Annotated in this window: 17 protein-coding genes and 1 pseudogene; 3 read left to right on the forward strand and 15 right to left on the reverse strand. The window is 70.3% G+C overall.

Annotated elements, in window-relative coordinates; translation table 11 throughout:
- Window positions 1–597: 597 nt before the first annotated feature.
- Together AB0N63_RS22195 and AB0N63_RS22200 are read right to left on the reverse strand one after the other, a co-directional pair.
- Window positions 598–2,925 carry an AAA family ATPase gene (locus AB0N63_RS22195; RefSeq protein ID WP_365530720.1) on the reverse strand — a complete coding sequence of 776 codons (2,328 nt, stop codon included), beginning with the start codon at window positions 2,923–2,925 and terminating at the stop codon, window positions 598–600.
- A gap of 106 nt (window positions 2,926–3,031) precedes the next feature.
- Complete coding sequence (locus tag AB0N63_RS22200; RefSeq protein WP_365530721.1) at window positions 3,032–3,262, reverse strand: helix-turn-helix transcriptional regulator; 231 nt, start codon at window positions 3,260–3,262, stop codon at window positions 3,032–3,034.
- Window positions 3,263–4,069: 807 nt separating this feature from the next.
- Here AB0N63_RS22200 and AB0N63_RS22205 point away from each other — a divergent pair.
- Together AB0N63_RS22205 and AB0N63_RS22210 are read left to right on the forward strand one after the other, a co-directional pair.
- Window positions 4,070–4,315 carry a hypothetical protein gene (locus tag AB0N63_RS22205; protein WP_365530722.1) on the forward strand — a complete coding sequence of 82 codons (246 nt, stop codon included), beginning with the start codon at window positions 4,070–4,072 and terminating at the stop codon, window positions 4,313–4,315.
- Between the two features lie 457 nt (window positions 4,316–4,772).
- Window positions 4,773–4,985, forward strand: a complete 213-nt coding sequence (locus AB0N63_RS22210; RefSeq protein WP_365530723.1) for a hypothetical protein — start codon at window positions 4,773–4,775, stop codon at window positions 4,983–4,985.
- A 130-nt stretch (window positions 4,986–5,115) separates the two neighbouring features.
- On the opposite strand, the gene AB0N63_RS22215 is transcribed toward AB0N63_RS22210, so the two are convergent.
- Both AB0N63_RS22215 and AB0N63_RS22220 read right to left on the reverse strand, forming a co-directional pair.
- A complete protein-coding gene (locus AB0N63_RS22215; protein ID WP_365530724.1) occupies window positions 5,116–5,766 on the reverse strand; it encodes a hypothetical protein in 651 nt (216 codons plus the stop codon).
- A 135-nt stretch (window positions 5,767–5,901) separates the two neighbouring features.
- Entirely contained in the window at window positions 5,902–6,135 is a 234-nt protein-coding gene (locus tag AB0N63_RS22220) for a winged helix-turn-helix domain-containing protein (RefSeq protein WP_365530725.1), read from the reverse strand.
- A 116-nt stretch (window positions 6,136–6,251) separates the two neighbouring features.
- On the opposite strand from AB0N63_RS22220, the gene AB0N63_RS22225 reads away from it, so the two are divergent.
- Entirely contained in the window at window positions 6,252–6,437 is a 186-nt protein-coding gene (locus AB0N63_RS22225) for a hypothetical protein (RefSeq protein WP_365530726.1), read from the forward strand.
- Here the strand turns inward: AB0N63_RS22225 and AB0N63_RS22230 are convergent.
- The 11 genes and pseudogenes from AB0N63_RS22230 to rplS form a co-directional block, all read right to left on the reverse strand.
- A complete protein-coding gene (locus AB0N63_RS22230; RefSeq protein WP_365530727.1) occupies window positions 6,434–6,745 on the reverse strand; it encodes a hypothetical protein in 312 nt (103 codons plus the stop codon). The genes AB0N63_RS22225 and AB0N63_RS22230 overlap by 4 nt on opposite strands.
- A 229-nt stretch (window positions 6,746–6,974) precedes the next feature.
- Window positions 6,975–7,748, reverse strand: a pseudogene (gene dprA / locus AB0N63_RS22235) (DNA-processing protein DprA); the annotation flags it as partial.
- 326 nt (window positions 7,749–8,074) lie between these two features.
- Window positions 8,075–9,703 carry a YifB family Mg chelatase-like AAA ATPase gene (locus AB0N63_RS22240; RefSeq protein WP_365530728.1) on the reverse strand — a complete coding sequence of 543 codons (1,629 nt, stop codon included), beginning with the start codon at window positions 9,701–9,703 and terminating at the stop codon, window positions 8,075–8,077.
- Window positions 9,703–10,104 (reverse strand): YraN family protein, encoded by a 402-nt coding sequence (locus tag AB0N63_RS22245; protein ID WP_365530729.1) that lies wholly within the window; start codon window positions 10,102–10,104, stop codon window positions 9,703–9,705. The genes AB0N63_RS22240 and AB0N63_RS22245 overlap by 1 nt, the downstream gene beginning before the upstream one ends.
- 77 nt (window positions 10,105–10,181) lie before the next feature.
- Window positions 10,182–10,490, reverse strand: a complete 309-nt coding sequence (locus tag AB0N63_RS22250) for a DUF2469 domain-containing protein (RefSeq protein ID WP_009190879.1) — start codon at window positions 10,488–10,490, stop codon at window positions 10,182–10,184.
- 56 nt (window positions 10,491–10,546) lie between these two features.
- Complete coding sequence (locus tag AB0N63_RS22255) at window positions 10,547–11,071, reverse strand: NUDIX hydrolase (RefSeq protein ID WP_365530730.1); 525 nt, start codon at window positions 11,069–11,071, stop codon at window positions 10,547–10,549.
- Window positions 11,061–11,837, reverse strand: a complete 777-nt coding sequence (lepB, locus tag AB0N63_RS22260; protein WP_365530731.1) for a signal peptidase I — start codon at window positions 11,835–11,837, stop codon at window positions 11,061–11,063. Before lepB (AB0N63_RS22260) ends, AB0N63_RS22255 begins: the two co-directional genes overlap by 11 nt.
- A 109-nt stretch (window positions 11,838–11,946) precedes the next feature.
- Window positions 11,947–12,957: a signal peptidase I gene (gene lepB / locus AB0N63_RS22265; RefSeq protein ID WP_365530732.1), complete on the reverse strand. Its 1,011-nt coding sequence runs from the start codon at window positions 12,955–12,957 to the stop codon at window positions 11,947–11,949.
- Window positions 12,845–13,939 carry a signal peptidase I gene (gene lepB, locus AB0N63_RS22270; protein WP_365530733.1) on the reverse strand — a complete coding sequence of 365 codons (1,095 nt, stop codon included), beginning with the start codon at window positions 13,937–13,939 and terminating at the stop codon, window positions 12,845–12,847. The genes lepB (AB0N63_RS22265) and lepB (AB0N63_RS22270) overlap by 113 nt, the downstream gene beginning before the upstream one ends.
- Entirely contained in the window at window positions 13,932–14,741 is an 810-nt protein-coding gene (lepB, locus tag AB0N63_RS22275) for a signal peptidase I (RefSeq protein ID WP_365530735.1), read from the reverse strand. Before lepB (AB0N63_RS22275) ends, lepB (AB0N63_RS22270) begins: the two co-directional genes overlap by 8 nt.
- Window positions 14,742–14,786: 45 nt before the next feature.
- The gene (gene rplS / locus AB0N63_RS22280) at window positions 14,787–15,137 is read right to left on the reverse strand and encodes a 50S ribosomal protein L19 (protein WP_009190873.1); all 351 of its coding nucleotides are present in this window, start codon (window positions 15,135–15,137) and stop codon (window positions 14,787–14,789) included.
- Window positions 15,138–15,212 lie beyond the last annotated feature (75 nt).

Raw genomic sequence — 15,212 nt, forward strand, 5'->3', positions numbered from 1 at the left:
GGGCCTCTGTAATACCAGTCGGGCATTGCGGTAACCGCAAATAGACGGGGGTCCATCGGAGTGTTTCACTGGCGGTGGGAACGCCCGAGGGGGACGAGGCCCCGGCCGAGTGCGGAAATTTGGCCGGGGCCTCGTCATGTCAGGTGACCCGGCAGCCGGCCATCACCTCTCGTGGTCGGCTGTCACCTCTCGTCGTTGGCGTCCTGGGCCAGCTCCGCCGGGGGCCACCTGCCGCCGCGCCCTGGTGTCGTCGTGGGGTCTTTCTGGCTCTCCCCGGGCCTCTGGGGGCCGCCCCGGTACTCGGTGCCGCCGGGCCGCTCTCGTGCCCTCCGGAGTACCGTCCCGGGCCTCAGCCCCTCTTGACCCGCCAACCGCGCCGTTCCCACACGTCAGGCGGGGTGTTCGCGCGGCGGGGGTGTGTGTTCTGGGGGTGTTCTCGCCCCTCCCTCATAGAGGGCGAGAACACCCCGAACACCCCCTGTTCGAACAGTGTTTGGAACACCCGAACACCCTCTCTGACCGGGGACGGAGCACTGTTCTGGGGGGTGTTCGGCCGGGTGTTCCGAACACCCCCTCTGGCGGCACCCGGCCAAACACCTACGCCGACCGTGCCAGCCGGTATTGCTTCGCACTCGGGCTGTCCGGGTGCTGCCGCTCCTCGACCTTTTCGCTCAGCGCCTTCAGCGCGTTGACGATGGTGGGCCGTTTGGCCCCGATGTCGGTTTCAAGCTCTGCCACCGTCATCCACGCGCGGCTGTTCCGCTGGAACGCGAGGATGATCCGATCAGACGCGTTGAGCTTCTTCTTGCCCGGGTCGATCGCGCTGCTGGCGGTTTCGCCGCCCGCCTGGCCCTTGACGCCTTCGTCGGTCCACTCGATATGGAACGGCTCGTCGTCCTGCCGGACGATCACGTTGCCGCGCCAGGTGTGGCCGGTGCTCTCGCCGTTCCGGTGCTTGTGCACCTTGACCTTGATCTGACCGTTGCGGTCCCGGGCGAACTTGGCGACCGACGACACCTGAAGCACGACCGACGACATCTGAGCCTTGCCGGTTGCGCCCCGGGCGTGGCCCCCACCGCTGTGACCCTGGTGGTCGATCAGCAGGACCGCCACCTGCGGGTACTTCGCCGCGAACCGCTCGAAGACGGTCCACAGCGCGACCGCCCCGGGGTTGTCCTCCTCCAGCCCGGCCAGCTTGGTGATCTTCATGATCGAGTCGACGATCAGAAGCGTGGTGCGCGGGTGACGCTCCATGAGCGCATCGAGCATCTCGGGCGTGGCCACCAGGTTCCAGCCCTGGTAGTTGTACGGCTGGAAGCGGTCTTCCTCCTCCTCCGTGAGGCAGAAGGCATCGAGCTTGCCCCACGTCTGGTCGGCGGCCTCGTCCTCCTGGATCACAACGACCTCTTCGCCCTTGCGCAGCCGGTCAGCCGCCAGCGAATAGGCCAACATGGTCTTACCGACCTCGTAGTCGGCCATGAACAGCGTGATCCAACCCGGTTGGATGAACAGACCCGGGGCGGTCGTGTCGTAGACCACCCCGGTGCAGTCCTTGCGGCGCGACGGCCGACCAAGCTCCTTGTTGCCGGGTGCGGCCAGGACCTTGGCTTTCTCCTCGGCCCGTGCGCGGTTGATCTGCCGAAGCAACTCGGTGCGTGCGAACGGGGTCGCGTCGAATGCCTCGGGGTCGGTCTCCGCCAGCTTCAGCAGCGGCCCGTAGTAGCGCTCCTGGGCGACATTGCTGATGTGGATGCCGGCGATGTCGTCGAAGACCCGCTCGTTGAAGTCGCTCCACGACTCCACCGCCTCGACCGGGTCGATCTCGCCCTTGGCAAGCTGGGCGGCCAGCGCGGTCTTGGAGCTGCTGTTCTTCCGGCCGTCCTCCTCCCACTTGTGTTCGAGGATCTCGAAGAACTGGTCTTCGTCGTGCAGCCGCCTCGGTGCGTCCGATGCGGCGTCGTGGCTGATCATCCGGGCGATGTAGTCGTGCTGGCTCGGGTTGGGCTTCATCCACTCGGTGCGCGACTCATGCCCGGCAACCCGCTGGAGCCAGTGCCAGCTGCTCCGGTCCTCGTGCTCAGGCGGCAGCGACAGCAGGTCGCCCAGCGTCCTGCACTCGGCCAGGCTGTCCGGCGCATCCGGCGCGGCCCACACGGCGGCCTCGTCCCGGGCTCCGGTGGGGGTCTCCCGGGCCTCCGGCAGCATCCGGGCCAGCTCTGCCGGGTCCCAGCCCGCGAAGCCCTCCGGGCAGGTCTCCAGGACCACGGGGCGGCTGGGGTCCGTCTTGTGGTTGAAGGTGCCGGGGAACCGCAGGACCGAGCTGGCGTTCTCCTTCGAGCTGTCGCCAGCGAACGCCGCCGTGAGCTGAGCATTCAGCCGGTCGATAATCTCGCGCGGCGTGTCCCGGTCGAGCTTCACGTAGGCGTGGAAGTTGCCGTTCGTGCCGGACTTCACCACTGCCGCCTTCAACCGGTCGAGCAGCGCCAAACGGGTGGCCTTCTCCTCAGGCGTCCACTCGTCGGTGTGGTCGGCGTCGACCTGGCAGATACGGCCGTTGGCGGTGGCGTTGTGCGCCTTGCGATCCTCCGAGTCAAGGAGAGCAGGCGTGAACCACACCTCGCGGCTGTTCATCACCATCTCGGCGTAGGCCGGGATCTTCTCCCGGTGCTCCGGCCACCGGTACCAGGCCGCGTTACGGAAGTCGCTCGACTTGCGTCCGGACTTGAGGTCACGGATGCGGTGGTCAGTAGCCAGGCAAATCCACCCGGGCCGGTCGTCCCACAGCCAGTCGAACAGGGTGAGCGCCGCGTCGAGCCCAGATTGCGGCGCGCTCAAATCGCGTGCTTCGCTGGGGGTGACGGGAAGTTCGTTCTCCTGGCAGCCCTCGGCCTGGTCCGCCGGGGGCTGCTGCGTGTTCGTGGTCACTTGGTCTCGTCACCGCCGCCCTGGTCCTTGGGCGTGCGGGTGCCGAACAGCAGCCGGAGCAGTCGCGCCCGCTCCGCGTCGGTCATCTTGCGAGCGTCCTTGGCGATCACGCCGACACCTCCTCGCGGTCGGCGCGGACCATGAAGTCGTCCATGGACGCGCCCAGGGCGTCGGCGATGGCGGCCAGCGTGACGAGCGACGGAGCACTACGGCCGTTCTCGTAGCCGCTCACGTTGGTGTGGGTGCGGTCGATCTGGCGGGCAAGCCGACGCTGGCCGATGCCGCGCTCAGTGCGGATTCGTCGGAGAGCAGCAGGGCTGAACTCGAAAGCAGACACGGGGGTTCCTCATCGGGAACGTTCGCACCTCGGTGGGTGGCAGGTAAGGCCCCGCCCTGTCGGCGGTCCGAACCCCGCAAGCTGCCGCGCTCATCGCGAACCTTGCCCCGGCTGTCCCCCCGCTCCCCGGTGTCAATCACCCGCTGAAGCGGGGGCCGGACGGCTACGAGCCTGCTGTGGTACCAGGAGAACACACCAGGACTAGGGGGCGGTATCACCAGTGCACGAGTCGTGATCCCCAAGCACGGGAGGTTATGGCCGGCTAATCCGGAGGCCGCTGACCTGACGACTGGCCGTCCGGCGCTCCGGCCAGCGGCACCGGCCATATATCGTCCCGGCCTCCCGTGGGGTCTCCGGCGGCCTCTCGTGCCCGCCCGGGGCGTCCGGCCGTATCCGCCCCCACGAGGCCCGGGGAGAGCCACGGAGAACCCGCTCCAAGTCGACTTCAGTGCAAGTCACTTGTTCTTCGCGCACTGCATATCAGCCTGCGCTACCATCGGTGCTGAGGGCTACGAAGACCCTCCGCACCTGGGCGACCCGGCATCGTCGGGAACCAGGACGCTGCACCGTTGGAGCTGGGCCCCCTAGTCCGACAGGGGACCTGACGCACAGGCTATGAAGACGGAGCAGCCGCCGAAAGGGATGTACTACTTTCACAACCTGGGCTGATCACCGGCCCACCCGAGAACATTTGCGCTGCTGTGCGTCGAGCGTAGGTGTCTCGGTCCGAACCGTAAGAGGGTTCGGATCGAGGCTGCCTGCGCGCAGACCCACCGATCCGGCCCATGACAGGGAAGGTAAGGATCGGTGGACGGCAACGCCATCACCATCATCATTCTCGCCGTCGCTGGCGTGGCCTCTGTGCTGCTCTTCGCGATAAAGGGCATCTCTGATCAGCTCCCCGACCTATTCGAGTCGTTCCGCCGTGCGCGCGACGCGTGGAAGCGCCTCAAGGAGGAGCAGGACGAGGCGGTCAGGCCCGACGACACCGAGGAGCCGCCGCCCCCGGTGACCGTCCCGGCGGACGACAAGGAGCCACCCGCCGCCGCATAAAGATCATCGTGGCCCGTCCTCGCCAACTCGACTGCGATGGGACCCAGTTATAGCCAGGTCGAGATGCGATCTTGTGGGGGCATGACCTAACATCGACTCGCGCGCCGGAGTGCAACCTCCTGCGCGCAGTCGAAGCCCTTTGCGTCGCTTCTTGATCTGCACCTTCGCGGGGAGCAGGGGAGGCACGAGACCGGGGCGGGGCACGCAGGGTCATATACCTGCAACTCCCTGCCCAATCGATGTCGGCTCGCAAAGTCGCTTGAGGAGCTTTCGACTCTTACGGTCCACCAGTCATACCCGTGTTTCGCCGGGCGCACCCGCCTCGGCCACTGAGACACCCAGCGTTGCGTCGAGCGCAGGGCTTCTCGGTTCGAGCCACTTGAGCAGTGGCCGAGCTGACGAATGCCCTGCGCATGAGCCCCGGCTCGGTCACCCGAATAGAAAGGTACCGAGTCAGTTGGACGGCGCAGTGACGCTCGCCATTCTTGCCGTCGCGGGGGTGGCCTCGATCTTCCTGTTCGCGCTCAAGGGCGTATTGGATCAGGTTCCGGACGTGATCGATTCGGCCAGCCGCGCGCGCGATGCTTGGCACCGCTTTAAGCGCAAGCCCGATGAGCCGCCCGTCGCCGCGACGGTGGCGGAGATCCCGCCCCGGGCCGATAACGAGTAGCCGCCCGCCGCCGCGTAGGCCCGTCCCGGGCTCCCGTGGGGTCTCCCGCCGCACGAGAGCCCGCCCGGGGGCGCGGGTGCCGGCCAGCGTGCGAAAGGCCATGGGGGGAGCCGTCCCTGGCCTCTCGCCGTCAGGCGGTCGGCTCCCCCGGCTCGATCTCCTTGGTCTGCGAGTCGGGAAGCAGTCGGTTGACCATGGTCTCGGGCTGCGCGTCCATACCCAGGGCCTTCAACGCGGCGGCCGAGTTCAAACGGTCCTTGGCCTGCGTGTCCTCGACGCGGTCGATGAAGGTCGTCGCGACTTCGAGCTTGTGGTCGATGTCGATCTTGCTCTCGTTGTCCTCGGCGGCCTTGGTGAGGTTGGCCATCGTGCGCTTCGAGTGCAGCGCCAACGCGCCACCGCCGGTGGTAATCAGCGCACCGGTAAGGGCTGTCACGTATGGCAGGTAGCTGAGGTCGGGGTTCCCCGCGTGAACCAGGGCCAGCACGCCGCCCGCAAGGATGATCAGCGCACCACCGGTCATGAACCACACGCTCAGCCGGAACGTCCACTCGGCCTGCTTCAGTGTGTGGTTCAGGAAGTCAAAGTGGAACTTCTGCCGCCGTTCGGCGAGGCTCCCTCCGTTGACGCGGTCTTCATCGGCGCCACGCGCATATTGATTAACAGTGAGACGATTGACACGGAGCGTGCCAGAACCCTCATTCGCTACCGTGATTCTTGGATACTCTGCCGGACCAGGCGCTTCATCGAGGTTGCCGCCATCGTCTGTCGTGTCTGTCATCTGGCCCCCCTCCCGCCACAGTTACTGACTCGACTCCATCCCCTCCAGGATAGTGGTGTGCATGCGGCACCGGGCCGTCTGTCGACACGTCACCGGAAACTCGGCCAGTCGCTGGCCGCGTCGACGTTAGCCGGCCTACTTCGAGTCGGCGACGAAGGTACCGAGACCCAGTTCGGTGCGGACCACTCCGGTGGTCCTGAGGTGCGCCAACGCCTTCTGCGCCGTCGACGCGGCGATGCCGAACTCGGCGCTCAGCTCGACGATGCCCGGCACCCGGCTGCCGGGCGGATAGGTCCCGTCGGCGATCCGCTTGCTGATGATCTCGGCCACCTGCCGCCACACCGGGCGGGATCGATCAAGGTCACTCACATCGCGAACGTATGACCACGCGGTACCCCGCGCTACCGCAGTCTTATGCGACACCGCGAGATCGCGATACCGTGATACCGCGATACCTAGTGGTCATAGCGTTGCGAGGGGGCCAGATGGCCGGGTTAAGCATCCGGGTCTACAAGATCGACGGTGAGACGGGAGAAACCGAGGAGGTCAGCGCGCGGGAGTGGTCGGTCGACAAGATGCCGAACCTGCCGCTCATCGACACGCGGTGGCCGCTGTGCCTCTGCTGGAAGTGCAACGGCAACGGCACCAAGGGTGAGCTGCGGCGGCGCTAGCCCCTCCCCTTGGCGATGGCCTCGCCGACGAGGTCTTCCCACCCCAGGTCGGCGGCCACCTTCAGCGCGTCCTTGACGACCACCGTGTCATGCGTGGTCTGGCGCACCTGGTGGCCGCCGACGCCTGCGGCGATGAGCAGGGACTTGAGTTTGGCGTCGTGCCCCGGTGCGAACGTGCTCTGGGTCGTCGCAGCGCAACCAGTGGTCTTCTGCTGCCACACCTTGTCGCCGCCGACGTTCTCGTGAATGAGCACCTCGAAGGCGTAACTGCCGCAGGCGCAAGGGTGGTTGGGGTTTTGAGTAGTCATGGCGAGGATCATAGGGGCGTAATGCGCCGGTCTGTACAGTGATCCACTGGAATGGCCGGATCGAGCCGGGGCATAGGCCGTCGTGGGGTCTCCGTGGCTCTCCCTGGACACAGAAGACCGCCCCGGGCACCGAGCGCCCGGGGCGGTCTTCTGGGCGGCGGGAGGGCCGTCCGTGGGCTCAGGCGGCGGTGGCCAGCCGGAACCTGATCGGAGCCAGAGCGGTGCGCCCGGAAAGAGGTGTGGGCACCCCCATGGTGTGGCGGCCCAGCCGTTGCGCCGCGCGGGCGGTGGCCAGCGATCCGCTGCGGTAGGCGGCCTCCACGACCACGGTGCCCCGGGTGAGCGCCGCGATGACCCGGTTGCGGACGACGAACCTGCTCGGCGTCGGGTGATCGCCCGGCGGCAGTTCGCCGACGACCAGGCCCTGCTCGGCGATCCGGTCGATCAGGGCGGCGTGCCCGCGCGGGTAGGGCCGGTCGACGCCGCAGGCCAGGACGGCGACGGTCGCTCCGGAACTGCCCAGCGCGCCGCGGTGGGCGGCGCCGTCGACCCCGTAGGCGCCGCCGGACACCACCACCCAGCCGCGGTCGGCGAGACCGGCGGCGAGGTGGGCGGCCATATGGGCGCCGTACTCGGTGCAGGCCCGCGCGCCGACCACGGCGACCGAGCGCAGCGCCCACAGCCGCAGGCTGGGTCTGCCGCGCACCCACAGGCCGAGCGGGCGGGCGTCCCCCAGGTCGTCGAGCTGGGCCGGCCACTCGGGCGTGCCGGGGCACACGAACCGCACTCCGGCCGCGCGGGCGGCGGCGAGGTCCCGTGCGGGGTCGGACTGCGCGGCCCGGGCGCACAGTCCGGCCCATCGTTTGTCCGAGAACCCGGCGAGGCGCGGCCCGCCGTCACGCAGCCGCCGGGCCACCGCCACGGCCCCCAGTTCCCGCACCCACCGGCCGCCGGACGCGTCCCCCGGTTCGAGGACGCGGGTGAGTAAGACCCGGGCCGACAGCTCGCAGCCCGCCGCCGCGCGTCCGCTCCCGCCCGGGCACCCCGAGGGCTCGAGCGGCTCGGGAAGCTGCGACCGCTCCGAGAGGTCCGGGAGATCCGAGAACTGCCCGGACTCGGGCGGGACCGGAAGCCGGGGGCGCTCGGTACGGCCTGGCCATCCCGAAAGCCCGGCGCGCTCCGCACAGTCCCGGCGCTCCGGGAATTCGGTGCCTTCCGCGCGGCCCCGGCGCTCCGGAAGCTCGGCGCGCACCGGGCAGTCCTCGTGCTCCGGGGGATTCGGGCGCCGCCCGGAGCCCTGACGCACCAGGGGCTCGGCGCGTTCCCCGTTCATGCCGGTGCCCCGATGGCCATCGGCACGCCCCTCGGCACGCCCGTGCGCAGTTGCAGCGCCAGCGTCACGTCGCCCGCGTCGGGGCGGGTGTGGCCGCCCAGGTCCGCGATCGTCCAGGCGACCCGGAGCACGCGGTCGAGTCCGCGGGCGGTCAGCACCCCGCGTTCCAGGCTGCGCTCGGCTTCGTCCATCGCGCCGGGCGCGGCGTGCCAGCGGGTGCGCAGCTCGTGTCCGGGCACCTCGGCGTTGGTCCGCCAGGGGGTGTCAGCGAGCCGGGCCGCCGCGCGCTCCCTGGCGGCCCGCACCCGCCCGGCCACGGCGGCCGTGGACTCGCCTCGGGCGCCGCGCAGCGCCAGTTCGGCCCGGGTGACCGGTTCGGCCTCCACCCGCAGGTCCACCCGGTCCAGGAGCGGGCCGGAGATGCGGGCCTGGTAGCGGCGGATCGCCGAGGACGGGCACTCGCACTGGTTGTCGCGGCGCGGCGAGAACCGGCCGCAGGGGCAGGGGTTGGCCGCCAGGACCATCAGGAACTTCGCCGGGAACCGCACCACCCCGGCGCTGCGGGCGATCACCACATGGCCGGCCTCCAGGGGCTGGCGCAGGGCGTCCAGGGCATGGCTGCTGAACTCGGGGGTCTCGTCCAGGAAGAGCACGCCTCGATGGGCGAGGGAGACGGCGCCGGGGCGGGCGATGCCCTGGCCGCCGCCGACGAGCGCCTGCATCGTCGCCGAGTGGTGCGGGGCGCAGTAGGGGGCGAGGTCGATCAGGGGCTTGCCCGGCGGCAGCAGTCCGGCCACCGAGTGGATCGCGGTGACCTCCAGCGACTCCTGCCGGGCGAGCGGGGGCAGGACGGCGGGCAGCCGCTCGGCGAGCATGGTCTTGCCCGCGCCGGGCGGCCCCTCCAGGAACAGGTGGTGGCCGCCGGCCGCGGCGACCTCCAACGCGGTGCGCGCGGAGGCCTGGCCGATCACGTCGGCGAGGTCGTGTCCCTCGCCGTGCTGGGCGGCGCCCACGCCGTGCATGCCGGTGGCCGAGCCGGCGCCGGGCAGGCGCAGTCCGGCCAGCAACGGGTCCGGGCGGCCCTGCTCGTCCGGTTCCTCCTCGGGCACGGGTTCGTCGGTGAGCACGGCGATCAGCTGGCGCAGGCTGCGTACGCCGAGCACGGAGACGCCGGGCACGAGCGAGGCCTCGGCGGCGGCGCACTCGGGGACGACCACCTGTTCGTAGCCGGCGTCGGCGGCGGCGAGCACGGCGGGCAGGATGCCCCGCACGGGGCGCACCCGGCCGTCCAGGCCGAGTTCCCCGATCATGACGATGTCGGCGAGGACCCGGGGATCGATCCGTTCGGCCGCGCCGAGCACCGCGCAGGCGACGGCGAGGTCGAAGCCGCTGCCGGCCTTGGGCACCGAGGCGGGGCTGAGTCCGACCGTGAGTTTCTTCTGCGGCCATTCGCCGCCGGAGTTGACCACGGCGGCCCGGACCCGGTCCCGGCTCTCGGTCAGGCTCTTGTCGGGCAGGCCCACCAGGGTGAAGGCGGCGACGCCCGGTTCCAGATCGGCCTGGACCTCGACGACCACGCCTTCCACCCCGACGAGGGCCACAGAGCACGTGCGTGCGAATCCCATCAGGCCGCCCCTCGCACATGCTCGACCACCGGCGCTCCACGCCGGGGCAGCAGGACGCCGACGAGGTCGATGCGGACGCCGCCGGGCGGCGCTCCGCCGTGGGTCTGGATCCAGCGTTGCGCGAGGCCGCGCAGCCGCTCGGCCTTCTCGGCCGTGATCGCGGCCATCGGGTGCTGGAAGCCGGCCGCCCTGCGGGTCTTCACCTCGCAGACGACCAGGACGTCGCCGTCCCGGGCCACGATGTCGATCTCACCGGTCCTGCCGTCGCGCCAGTTGCGCGCCAGGACCGTCAGCCCGGCCGTGGCCAGCCGGCGCGCGGCCAGCCCCTCGCCGTACCTGCCGAGTGCGCTGCGTGCCTGATGGGTGTTCATGTCGGCACCACCTCCGGCGCCCACCGTCACGCATCCGCGCCCACCGAGTGGATCTTGGTGGGTTACTCAGCGGTTGTGGACAACTCCGTCACCCACACGGGTGCACCTCACCCGCCCGGCAGCTCCAGCTCGCTCTTGCTCAGCTCCTCGATGTTCACGTCCTTGAACGTGAGGACACGCACCTGCTTGACGAACCGGGCCGGCCGGTACATGTCCCACACCCAGGCGTCAGCCATCGACACCTCGAAGAACACCTCACCCTGGACCGAATGGACCTGCATCTCGTAGTCGTTGGTGAGGTAGAAACGCCGCTCGGTCTCGATCACGTATTTGAACAGACCGACGACATCGCGGTACTCCCGGTAGAGCTTCAGCTCCATCTCGGTCTCGTACTTCTCGAGGTCCTCGGCGCTCATGGCATGTTCCCCTTCAGCCGTACGGTCCCCCCATTGTGCGCCAGTCCCGTGCGCCCCTAGACGATTTCGGTGTCCAGGGTCACGGGTTCGGCCGGAGGACCTTCGTCGAGCAGAGTGCGCAGCAGCCCGGCGAGTCTGGTCGGGTACACGGTCTCATGCGTGCGGGCCAGTTCCCGACAGGTCCACCAGCGTGCGCCCGCCACGCTGCGCCGTTCCAGCTCGGTCAGGGCCGTGGCGGCGGTCGCCGTCTGGGTGGTGCGGGCCAGGTAGTACCACTCGTCCTGGTCCCACCGGCGGCCGGCGAACGGGAAGGAGCACCGGCGCCGCCACAGGACCGGGCCGAGCGCGACGTCGGTGATGCCGGTCTCCTCGGCGAGTTCCCGCAGGGCGGCGTCCTCACGGCTCTCGTCGCCCTCCAGGCCGCCGCCGGGCGTGAACCACCAGTCGTCGGCGGGGTCGTCCGGCTCGTGGCCGTGCAGCAGCAGGACGCGGTCGACCGGGTCGAGCAGCACCACCCGGGCCACCTTGCGCAGCCCGCCCGCGTACGTGTCCCCGCCCGCGTCCCGGGCCTCAGCGGGCACCGGCCGGCTCCGTCCGGGCACGGGTGCGGGAGCGGCCCAGCAGCTTGGCGAGGGGACCGTAGGCGCCGCCGGCCAGGACGAGCACGGCGCCGGCGACGATCAGGGCGACGACGGTGCGCAGCGGGCCCGGCTGCGAGAGGGCGCCGAGCGCCTCGAAGCCGGTGGGGCGCTCCAGCATGCCCTTGGCGGGCCAGATCACGGCGTCCACACGCGCGCTCACGTCGCTGCGGGAGACGGTGCCCTTGGCGGCGTCGGTGAGGTGGGCGGTGGAGTCCAGGGAGCCCTCGCGTTCGTCGCCGAGCAGGAACAGCCGGCCCTCGGGCACCTTCACGGTGGGGAAGCCCTGGACCTCGGCGACGTCGCCCTTGAGGTAGGGCTCGTCGATCTTCTTGCCGTTGACGGTCAGCTTGCCGTCGGTGCAGCAGGCGACGGTGTCGCCACCGACGGCCACCACGCGCTTGACCACGGGGGCGTCGGCCACCCAGGTGCTGTCGCGGAAGACGACGACGTCGCCGCGGCGCACCTCGTCGCCGTCCACGCGCTGGGCCAGCACCCGGTCGCCCATGCCGATCGTCGGCGACATCGAACTGGTCGGCACGGTGTACGGGCGGTAGACGACGGCCGCCCACGCGAAGCCGCCGAGGAACAGCACCAGTCCCAGCGCCACGGCCAGCCCGGACAGCCGCTGTCCCGTCCTGCCACCCGCCGGGGCCCTGCCTGTGCCGCCGCTCAGCGGGGCCGTACGCGTCGTGCTCTCGCCACCCATGGACCCGCACCCTACCCGGCGGTACCGGAACGGGGCAGCCCCCTTCCGCACGCAACCGCGTACGCCCCCGAGGGCCCCGGACGGGACCCTCGGGGGCGCGTCGGACGGCTCAGCGGCCGCCGGTGGGCGTCGTGGGGACGCCCGTGCCGTTCAGGGACTCCATGGAGCGCCTGCGGCGCCACACCGCCACCGGCACGACCGCGCTGAGGGCCACGCCGGTCGGCGCGACCGTCAGGGCGCCCGCCGCGGAGGAATGCTCACCGAGACCCGGCTGGTCGAAGGTGTCCGGGACCGGCAGCGTGCCCCAGCGGTTGATCGGCCAGGCACGCACGATGGCACGGCCGACGACGTCCTTGACCGGCACCATGCCGTGGTGCTCGTCGGTCTGGTTGTAGCGCGAGTCGCGGGAGTTCTGCCGGTGGTCGCCCATGACCCAGATGTAGCCCTTGGGCACCGTCACCTTGAACTGGCCGCCCTGGTCGTCCACGCTGCACGGGGTGTTGCCCGGGTAGACGTACGGCTCGTTCAGCGCCTTGCCGTTGACCAGCAGGGGGCCGGAGTTCTTGCATTCGACGGTGTCGCCGCCGACGCCGATGACGCGCTTGATCAGGTCCTTCTCCTCGGCGGACGGCATCAGGCCGATCCAGCTGAGGACCTTCTGCAGGGGGTTGGGCTTGGCCGTGGGCTCACCGGCCAGCCAGTCGTCCGGGTCGTGGAAGACGACGACCTCGCCGCGCTCGGGCTCCGAGCCGAACCACGGGGTCAGCTTGTCGACCAGGACCCGGTCGCCCCGCTGGAGGGTGTTCTGCATCGAGTCCGACGGGATGGAGAACGCCTGCACGAGGAAGGTCTTGATCAGCAGCGCCAGCACCAGCGCGATACCGATGAGGATCGGCAGCTCCTTCCAGAAGGAGCGGGGCTTCTTCGCTTCCGGGGAGCCGCCGCCGGCCCCCTGCTCTTCGCTCTGACTGTGCTCCGTCACCGTGCCGTCCTCGGCTGTATCGCTGTCACTCCCGGAGGGCACGGCACCGTCCGCGGCGGGGGCCGCCGCTCCCACCGGGCGCCGGCGGTGCTCCTCGCCGTCGCCTCCGGTCCGTGCGCCAACCGCCACATCCCCCACGCCAACTCCTCACTCCGTGCCGCCGCCTGCGCCAGGTGCGGTGCAGGCCCACCACTCCCATAACGAGCGGGAGTTCCGCAGGGCTCGGGAGTCGAACCGATCTCTTGGGATCGTAGGGGGCAACCCTATGCGACAGCGGGGCGGCGGCGGTCGACCCGGCCGCCGCGTCGGACACGGAGGCGAAGGTCGTGGGCTCCTTCAGCGTGCTCCAGTGACCGAACGGCCAGCCGATCACCATGGCCCGGCCGACCACCGAGTCCAGCGAGACGGTCCCCTTGTAGGCCGAGTCCTGGTGGAAGCGGGAGTCCGCGGAGTTGCCGCGGTGGTCGCCCATCACCCACAGCCGGCCCTGCGGGACGGTGATGTCGAACGGCTCGTCGGAGGGGGCGTCACCCGGGAAGATGTAGTCCCGCTCGTTCAGGGGAACGCCGTTGACGGTGATCCGGCCCTGCGCGTCGCAGCACTTGACGTGGTCGCCGCCGACGCCGACGACCCGCTTGATGAGGTCCTTCTCGTTGTCGGAGGGCAGCAGGCCGATGAAGGTGAGCCCTTCCTTGAGCTGCTTGACGACGACGGGGTCGTTCTTCTTGGCCGGCTGCTCGTCCTTGAGCCAGCCGCCCGGGTCGTGGAAGACCACCACGTCCCCGCGCTGCGGCATCGAGCCGAACCACGGGGTGAACTTGTCGACCAGGACCCGGTCGCCGATCCGGATCGTCTGCTCCATGGAGCCCGACGGGATCACGAAGGCCTGTACGAGGAACGTCTTCAGCACCAGCGCGATGAGCACGGCGACGCCGACCAGCAGCGGGATCTCCCGCACGGCGGAGCGCCTGCGCTTGCGCTTGACCTTGCGCTGCAGCTTGCGCCGCTCGGCGCGGGTGCGCCCGCCGGCCGGGCTGGAGGCGCGCCGGGCCCCCGTGGGCAGCAGGCCCGCGGTGCCGTCGGACGCCGGGACACCGCGCGGTCGGCCGCGGCTACCCATGGACGCCGCCGTCCGGAGCGGGGACGCCGCCGTCCCAGGCGCCGCCCGCGTCCACACGCGCGTGGACACCGGCCACGGGCACGCGCGCACAGGCGCCCGCCTCGGGCACGCGCGCGTACGCGTCGGGCCGGGTGATGCGCGTCCAGTGCCCGGGGGGCCAGGCGATCCAGTCGGCGCGGCCGACGACGGCGCCGACCGGGATCATGCCGCCGCCAGGCGAGCCGAGGTGGTCGCGGGAGTCGCTGGAGTCGTCGCGGTGGTCGCCGAGCAGGAACAGGGTCCCCTCGGGCACGACGACGTCGAACGGCACCGCCGAGGGGCGGTCGCCGGGGTGCAGGAACGTCGATTCGTCGACCGGTCGGCCGTTCACCTCGATCCTGCCCTCCTTGTCACAGCAGACCACGTGGTCTCCCCCCACGCCCACGACGCGTTTGACGTAGTCGGAGTCCCCGAAGTACCCGGTGCCGTCGAAGACGACGACGTCGCCGCGGCGCGGCCCGGCTCCGAAACGGTACGCCAACTTGTTTACGAGAACGCGGTCGCCGATCCTCAATCCCGGCTCCATGGACCCGCTCGGGATCTGGAACGGCTGGGCCACGAACGTGTTGAGCAGGAACAGCAGGGCCAGGCAGAGCAGCGCGGCCAGGGTGATCCGCCCGCCCGGAAGCCGTCCGGTGAGCCGCGCCGGCAACGACGAACGCGACCGCCCCTGTCGGCCCTGTGCGTCCGGAGCCTCGTCGGGTCCGGCGTCGCAGGGGCGGCAGGAGCGGTCGCGCTCCATCGACTGTGCTTCGGTGTCCATCGGGGCGGAATGCTATCCGCCCCGGCCATGAACCCCGGAGGGCGCTCAGTTCTCGCGCTTCTCCTTGATCTTCGCGGCCTTGCCGCGCAGCTCACGGAGGTAGTACAGCTTGGCGCGGCGCACGTCACCGCGGGTGACGAGCTCGATCTTCTCCACGATCGGGGTGTGCACCGGGAAGGTGCGCTCGACGCCGACGGAGAAGGAGACCTTGCGGACCGTGAAGGTCTCGCGCACGCCCGAGCCCTGGCGGCGGATCACGACGCCCTTGAACTGCTGCACACGGGAGCGGTTGCCCTCGATGACGCGGACGTGCACGTTGACCGTGTCGCCCGGGCGGAAGGCGGGGATGTCGTCGCGGACCGACGCGGCGTCGACGGTGTCGAGCAGGTGAGACATTTCGTCTGCTTTCCTCGTTGATGCCACAGGTCATCAACGGAACTAGAGGTTCTGGGATGGTGTCGCGCGGATCGG

The organism is Streptomyces sp. NPDC093260 (assembly GCF_040683715.1).
GTDB lineage: Bacteria > Actinomycetota > Actinomycetes > Streptomycetales > Streptomycetaceae > Streptomyces > Streptomyces sennicomposti.

Coding starts and splice junctions, on each gene's coding strand:
- lepB (WP_365530731.1), bottom strand. CDS start 11,837: ATGGGTGGCGAGAGCACGACGCGTACGGCCCCGCTGAGCGGCGGCACA.
- AB0N63_RS22240 (WP_365530728.1), bottom strand. CDS start 9,703: ATGGGATTCGCACGCACGTGCTCTGTGGCCCTCGTCGGGGTGGAAGGC.
- rplS (WP_009190873.1), bottom strand. CDS start 15,137: ATGTCTCACCTGCTCGACACCGTCGACGCCGCGTCGGTCCGCGACGAC.
- AB0N63_RS22225 (WP_365530726.1), top strand. CDS start 6,252: ATGGCCGGGTTAAGCATCCGGGTCTACAAGATCGACGGTGAGACGGGA.
- AB0N63_RS22215 (WP_365530724.1), bottom strand. CDS start 5,766: ATGACAGACACGACAGACGATGGCGGCAACCTCGATGAAGCGCCTGGT.
- lepB (WP_365530733.1), bottom strand. CDS start 13,939: ATGGGTAGCCGCGGCCGACCGCGCGGTGTCCCGGCGTCCGACGGCACC.
- lepB (WP_365530735.1), bottom strand. CDS start 14,741: ATGGACACCGAAGCACAGTCGATGGAGCGCGACCGCTCCTGCCGCCCC.
- AB0N63_RS22250 (WP_009190879.1), bottom strand. CDS start 10,490: ATGAGCGCCGAGGACCTCGAGAAGTACGAGACCGAGATGGAGCTGAAG.
- AB0N63_RS22230 (WP_365530727.1), bottom strand. CDS start 6,745: ATGACTACTCAAAACCCCAACCACCCTTGCGCCTGCGGCAGTTACGCC.